Here is a 6,840-nt window from a genome sequence, read left to right as displayed (position 1 = left end):
TGGTGGCGCTGCCACCGCCGGATCATCACCGATTATCTGCTCGCCTCCGGCCATTCCGTGTCCCACATCCTTGGACCCGGCAAGATCGAGCCGGCGTCGCTGACGCCTGGTGCCCGCTCCTCCCCTGACGGGATCGTCTACCCAGCGGCAAGCCGAGCCTCCCGAAACGCCTCGACCGAATTGGCTTGCCAGTCCGATCCGTTCCTCCGGCCTGCCCAGGCAAAACCCTGCGGGTTCGGTCCGGATCGGGAACCCGGATGAGGACGTATTGTCCGGCCGGAACGGGCTCGGCCAAGATCTCGACATCGATCTCATGCAGGTACGCATTGGCCGTCTCGATCGTCAGCTTGCCGCCCTTCGGCATGGCGTCGCGCGCATTCGCCGCCAAGTTGATGATGGCATTCTCCAACTGGCTCGGGTCGGCCTTGGTCCACCACAAATCCCCCGCAGGGACCATTTCCAGCACAATCGTTTCACCAAGGGTGCACCGCAGCAGATCGGACATGCCCGCCACCAGCTTGTCTGCGTCGATGGGCTCGGATCGAGCGGCTGGCGTCGCGAGAAGGCCAGAAGCCGCTGGGTCAGGGTGGCTGCCCGTTGTGCGGCCTGCATGGTCTGATCGGCCGCCCTGTGAAGCCGGTCGAAGCCCTCCGGCAGGCGGCGTTGCAGGAGTTCGGCGTTCCCGACGATAATGGTGAGCAGGTTGTTGAAGTCGTGCGCAATGCCACCGGTGAGCTGGCCGACGGCCTCCATCTTCTGCGCCTGGCGCAGCGCCTCTCGGCCTTCATGCGCTCGGCCACCTCCTGCGCGACCCGCTCCTCGAGGGTCTCGTTCAGGCGCCTGAGTTCCTCGCTCGCCTGCTCGGCCTTTCGGCGGGCGAGAAGCAGCTCCCGCTCGTACTTGCGGCGGTCGGTGGCGTTGAAAAGGGTGATGCGATGAACAAGAGGCCTGCCGTTCGCATCGCGATCTCGCGGGTGCGATTGCTGCCGGGGGACGAGCCCTGGCCGTAGTCGCCGAGACCGATGATCTCGACGCTGTTGTCGGCACGCGGCTAATGCTAGCACGCGCCCTCTATGCGGCGGGCCGGTATGGAGAAGCCATCAGGCACGCGCACGATGTGGTCGCTCTTCTCGGAGAGGATGTCGGGCGTGGTGCCCTGAGCGGCATGAACCAGACTGTATCCGCGCATGTATGGCTGACTCTATTTTACGCCGAGCGCGGTGAGTTCGAGGCCGGTACGGCGGAAGGCGAAATGGCGCTGCGGCTTGCGCCCGATCCGCGATGCACGGAGCATGACATGGTCGGGGTCCGGCTCGGCCTGGGCCGGCTGCAGGTCGTGCGCGGCGACCTCGCTGGGGCGGTTGCGACGCTGGCATCGGCCCTGCCGCTCTGCGAGGGCGATCTTGTGATCTACTTCTCGCGGGTCGCCTCCTCTCTGGGCAGAGCTTATGCCGGAACCGGTCGGGTCGATGAGGGCATCGCGCTGCTGCAACGGGCTGACGAACGGGCCCGGGCCATTGGATTTGCGTTCGGGCACGCGCTGGTTCTGGTGCAACTCGGTGAAGCCCTTCTGCTCGCCGGTGACCTTGAGCAGGCGCAGGAGATCGGTTGTCAGGCAGTTGAGACGGCGCAGCGATGGGGAGAGCGGGGCAACGAGGCTTGGGCCCACTGTTTCCTTGGCGACATCGGGACCGCCCGCCGGGCGCACCAAGAGGGGCAGGCGCACTATCAAGAAGCGCTGGCAATTGCGGAGGAGTTGGAGATGGCGCCGGTTCGGGCACGGTGCTCGGCCGGCTTGGCGCGGGCAGCCCGTCACAGCCATCCAGCGGTCGACCTTAAATCGCTCTAAGTCTTCGAACCGTCCTTCGTTCCCAAATTGTTGAAGCGCCCAGGAGCACTCGGCGACACTTAGGTCCGTTGCGGGTCGGGAACCAAGATTCCCTGCGATTCTGGAACGTCCAGTTCGATGAGGATTGCGGCCTTTGAGTTTAGGTCTCAAGCGTGCCGATGACCGACTGTGGGTGAGGGCCGCAGTCTCCCACCTCGAGCAGACCTTCGGCGGTGCCTTTTTCGCGTTTTCAGTCAGCCAAGCCCGAGTTTGGAATAATCTCACAATGCTGTACTGCCCGCCGGGACCATTCGCTTGTATCGGATTGTTCACAACAACACCCAGCGGCCATTACGCTGACTAGCTGGTTAAGCAGCCTCTGACACAATCGAAGATGTTGCGGCCTTCCACCCCCAAAGCAGAGTAAACGAGAGCGCTGCCGCCAAACAGAGAAGACCAGCCGCCAAGAACGCTGGTACGAAGCTTGTAAGCACGTCCCGGGACACCCCTGCTCCAAAGGCCATCATGCCGGCTCCGAGTTGATGCGCAGCAAATGCCCAGCCGAACACGATTGGCCCCTTCTCCCGCCCAAACGACTGAGCCGCGATTTTGACCGTCGGCGGCACGGTCGCGATGAAATCCAATCCGAATAGAACAGCAAAGAACGAGAGCCCTACCAGGGTGAAGTCGCTGTAGGGCAGCCACAGCAATGCGACACCACGGAAGGTATAGTACGAGGCCAGCAGCCAGCGGTTGTCGTAGCGGTCGGACAGCCAGCCCGATCCAACGGTACCGATCAGGTCGCAAATTCCGACCACCGCCAGCAGGCTGGCGGAGGTCACGGTGGCAATCCCATAATCGCTGCACAGCGCAACGAAGTGCGGCTGAATCAATCCAACACTCGATACGCCACAGATGAAGAAGCTGAACGCCAGGACCCAGAACACGAGGGTTCCTGTTGCCTCACGTAAGACGCTGAAGCTTAAGCTAAGAACGTTCGTCTCAGGACGCTGTACAGGCTCTTGAAGCTGGTCCTCTCCGAATGGAGCCAGCCCGAGTTCATAAGGATCATTGCGCACAAACAGAACAAACAGAGCGGCCACAAGCGCGATTGTGACTACAGAGGGAACAAAAGCTGCTCGCCAGCCAAAAGTCTCAGCAATCCAAGCGCCAGCCGGCAGGAAGACCAGTTGCCCCGTTGCACTACCGGCCCCCATGAGGCCAAGGACGAGACCGCGGCGGGCGGTGAACCAGCGTGTCGCGATAGTCGCACTGAGGACCAGTGCTGTCATCCCGGCGGCCAGGCCAAGAAGCACGCCGATGCCAAGCCAGAGTTGCCATTTTGCCGCCATGCCAATGGAGACGAGCAAGCCGGCGATAAGGAGAGAGGCGGAGCCCAGCACGACGGCTCGCAGCCCGTAGCGCAGCATCAGGGCGCCGGCGAACGGAGCCATAAGCCCGAACAAAGCCAGCCGAAGGGCCAGCGGCCCCGATATTTCGCCGATGGACCAGCCGAACTCGCGCGAGATCATCGGCACGAGCACGCCTGCCACGCTCATGGCCGCGGACGAGCAGACCACGAACGTGAAGGTAATTGCGACGATGATCCAGCCGTAATGGATCCCTCGTGCTGCAAGAACCTGCGCCAGCCACTTCGCTGCCATAGCCCACTCCCGCTTAGGACTTGTTGCTTGGAAAGCTTGCCCTTCTCCCAGGTCTCTGGCGAGCGATTTTTCACGCCCTGATTGACTACCCATCAGAGGCGCGGCCGTAGTGCCTCGGAAGGTCTCTCTTGGGTCAACCTGAGCCGTTGGGCGTGGCCTTATGAAGGTCGGCTTATCCTAGAACTGCGGAAGTTCGGTTTTCTTCAGCTCCGTGCCGATACTGTTGAAAAAGTCCGCAACTGCCGCTTTTGGTGTGATCAACATACAAGATGCTGGGCCTTGTCCGGCACACTGACCCTAGTAATAGATCGATGAAGTAGGGCTTGGGAGTTTTTCAACGAACTCTGCCAGTTGCAGACCTTCCACTCAGTCGGGCTCAGGCGTGCTGGCCGCATGATCGATGACAATGCGCTTCGTCAAGGGCAGCTCGATCGTGCAGCGCAGGCCATCTGACTCGAACGTCTGCACCGTCTTCGCCTTCAGCTCGTAGGTAAGCGTTCGCTCCAGAAGATCGGTGCCGAAACCCCGCCGCTTCCGCTTGGCCACCCGGTCGGCCAGCCCACTTTCCTTCCACTCGAGCACCAGCCGGGGCACTTCCGTGCTGTTGTGCACCCGCCACGAGATCAGGATACGCCCGTGCGGCACGGACAGGGCCCCATACTTCACGGCGTTCGTCGCCAGCTCGTGGATCGCAAGCCCGAATGTCTCGGCCGCCTTGGGCTGCAACCGCACGGAAGGACCTGCCATCCGCACCTGCTCGCCCTCGTGCGCCGCATAGGTGAGCAGCTCGTCGGCCACCAGGTCGGTGAGATCCAGGCCCGCCGCCGGATCCCGGGCCACGGCCGTCTGCACCCGAGCGAACGCGTTGAGGCGCCCGTCGAGGTGCATGGCGTAGTCCTCCACCGACGGGCTCGTCTGGGCGGTGCGCTTCACGATGGAGCGGATCACGGACAGGGTGTTGCGCACCCGGTGCTGCAACTCGCCCAAGAGCAGCCTAGCCCGGCTCTCGCTCGCCCTGAGAGCCTCCTCGGCCTGCTTTCGTACGCTGATGTCCTGCATGGCGCCGATCATCCGCATGGCCTGGCCCTGGGCATCGCGGAGGATGAAGCCCCTGTACACGATGTCAGCATAGGAGCCGTCCGCGCGCCGGTAGCGGTATTCATCCGACCAGTGCCTGCCCGTGCCCTCAGCAGCCTGTTTGAAGTCTTGCACGACACGCTCCCGGTCATCCGGATGGATGTGAGCCAAACACCAGGCGGTGTCGGGGCCGATGTCCTCGGGCGCATAGCCCATCTGCGTCTGCAAGGCCTCGCTTTCCCAGACGCGGTCGGTGACCAGGTCGATGTCCCAGATGATGTCGCGGGTGGCACGTGCCACATACCGGAAGCGCTCCTCGCTGGCCCGCAGCGCCTCTTCGGCCTCCTTGCGCTCGGTGATGTCGATGTTCATGCCGACCCACTTGCGTACCGTTCCGTCAGGCGCGAGCAGCGGCGCGGCACGATCATTGGTCCAGCGCCAGCCGCCTCCGGCCCGCCGCAGCCGGTACTCGGCATTGACGGGGCGGCGCTCGCGCACCGCCTCGCACCACAGCCGTTCCACAGTGACTCGGTCGTCGGGATGGATTGCATTGGTCCAGCCCGCCCCAAGGTACTCCTCCCGGGTCTGGCCGGTGTAGGTGCGCCAGCTCGGCGAGTCAGCAGTCACCAGGCCCTCGGCATCGGTTTCCCACACCGCCTGGGCCCAGCTCTCGACCAGGCTGCGGAAGCGCTCCTCGCTCTCTTGCAGTGACTGGGTCAGCACCTGGGCGGCAATGGCATCGCTGGCTTGGCGGGCATAGATGTCGGTCAGCCTGAGTTCGCGCTCGGACATGCGGTGCGGCTGACGGAAATGGGTCGAGAGCATGCCGAGCGGCTTGCCCTTGGGCGTGAACAGCGGCGTCGACTGCACCGCCCGGTAGCCCGCCTCACGGGCGGCCGGGAGGCTCGGCGCATAGGCGGGCTCCTGCTCGACATCCTCGATCACCACCCGCTCGCAGCGGGCCAAGGCCATGCCGCAGGCCGAGCCCTCTTTGACGGTCACTTCGGCAAAGTGGTCGATAAACTGCTGCTGGAAGCCGCGCTGAACCGCAATATGCAGGGTTTGGGTGGCCTCATCGTAGAGCTGGATGTTGCCGAAGTCGGCCCCGTGCAGCTCGATCGTCGCATCCAGGATGGCGTTAAGCATCGCCTCGAGATCGGCGGAGCGGACCACCTGCCGGCTCAGCTCGTGCAGCCGCGTCATAGCCCTCAGCTCAGCGGCAAGGGCCTCCTCGGCCTGCTGACGGGCCGTGATGTCGAGCACAAACTCGAAGATCGTGCCATCGGGCAGCGCCTTGGCGGCGAACACCGCGCACCAGCGCGAGCCGTCCTTGCGGAAGTACTCCTTCTCGTATGGCGTAGTGCGCCCCGTCGCCTTCAGCTCCGCTACGGCTCGCTCAGAGGCTTCCATCCATTCCGGCGGAGTCAGCCCCTGCCAGGTGAGCCGTTCCGTCTCCAAGTCCTCCCGGCTGTAGCCGCCCATGGCCAGGAAGGCATCATTGGCGTCGAGGATCCGGCCCTCTAAGTCGAGATAGATCGCGCCGACGGTCTCGATCTCCAGGGCCGTGCGGAAGCGCGCCTCGCTGGTCCGCAGGCTTTCGTGCGCTTTGGCCAGTGCACGGGTTCGCTCCTCGACCTGCCGCTCCAGCTCCTTCTGCCTGATCCTGGCTTTGTCCAAGGCATCGGTCATATGGTAGGCGGCTGCGGCGGCGCGGGCGAGACTTTGCAGCAGGCGGGCATCTTCGGCATCGAACTGCCCCTCGGGCGTGTGCTTGATCGCCCAGAGCGTCCCGACAGCCGTGCCATTGCTATGCCAGGGCACCAGCAGGCTCTCGTAGATCCGCGGCGCAGTGTCTCTCAGCGCCGGGGAACACTGCTCCGCTCCCTGTAACAGGAGGATGCTGTCGCGGGCGATCGCGGTTCCGCCTGGGCTGACGTCCCACGGGATGGTGCCACCGACATGCCCCGCGAGAGCGCCAGCCATCGCATGCCACCGGAGGCGGCCGTGCTCGCCACCGGGTTCGAGCAGGCCGATGCCGGCCGAGTCGGCTTGGCACAGCTCCAGCACCAGCTCGGCGCATTTTCCCAGCACGCCGCCCGGATGGGTGGCCATCTCCTGCGCTAGAAGCCCGAGAGCCCGGCTCTCGGCCTCATAGTCGGGTGCGCGGATGGGGCGGCGCTCCAGCTCTGCCGTGATCAGGACGTCATCCACCCCTGTCACAGGGCTGTTCGGGTTATCAGCCACAGTCATGTCGGCCTCCTTAGACGACCA

The 6,840-nt window shown here is 64.2% G+C and carries 5 protein-coding genes and 1 pseudogene; 3 read left to right on the top strand and 3 right to left on the bottom strand.

The features are described 5' to 3' along the window. A pseudogene (locus NF876_RS33275) lies at positions 1 to 261 on the top strand (hypothetical protein); the annotation flags it as partial. An 81-nt stretch (positions 262 to 342) separates the two neighbouring features. Here the strand turns inward: NF876_RS33275 and NF876_RS43655 are convergent. Continuing rightward, the gene (locus tag NF876_RS43655) at positions 343 to 690 is read right to left on the bottom strand and encodes a hypothetical protein (RefSeq protein WP_373696757.1); all 348 of its coding nucleotides are present in this window, start codon (positions 688 to 690) and stop codon (positions 343 to 345) included. On the opposite strand from NF876_RS43655, the gene NF876_RS43650 reads away from it, so the two are divergent. Next, positions 598 to 939 (top strand): hypothetical protein, encoded by a 342-nt coding sequence (locus NF876_RS43650; protein ID WP_373696758.1) that lies wholly within the window; start codon positions 598 to 600, stop codon positions 937 to 939. The genes NF876_RS43655 and NF876_RS43650 overlap by 93 nt on opposite strands. Positions 940 to 979: 40 nt before the next feature. Beyond that, positions 980 to 1,849: a tetratricopeptide repeat protein gene (locus NF876_RS33265; RefSeq protein WP_315975101.1), complete on the top strand. Its 870-nt coding sequence runs from the start codon at positions 980 to 982 to the stop codon at positions 1,847 to 1,849. A 347-nt stretch (positions 1,850 to 2,196) separates the two neighbouring features. Here the strand turns inward: NF876_RS33265 and NF876_RS33260 are convergent, their stop codons facing one another. Both NF876_RS33260 and NF876_RS33255 read right to left on the bottom strand, forming a co-directional pair. Continuing rightward, positions 2,197 to 3,492: an MFS transporter gene (locus NF876_RS33260; protein ID WP_262272430.1), complete on the bottom strand. Its 1,296-nt coding sequence runs from the start codon at positions 3,490 to 3,492 to the stop codon at positions 2,197 to 2,199. Positions 3,493 to 3,858: 366 nt separating this feature from the next. Beyond that, complete coding sequence (locus NF876_RS33255; RefSeq protein WP_262272429.1) at positions 3,859 to 6,819, bottom strand: PAS domain S-box protein; 2,961 nt, start codon at positions 6,817 to 6,819, stop codon at positions 3,859 to 3,861. Positions 6,820 to 6,840 lie beyond the last annotated feature (21 nt).

The sequence above is a fragment of the Microvirga yunnanensis genome (assembly GCF_025460875.1).
Note: the sequence above shows the minus strand (reverse complement) of the source record. Positions and strands in the feature narration are given on the sequence as shown.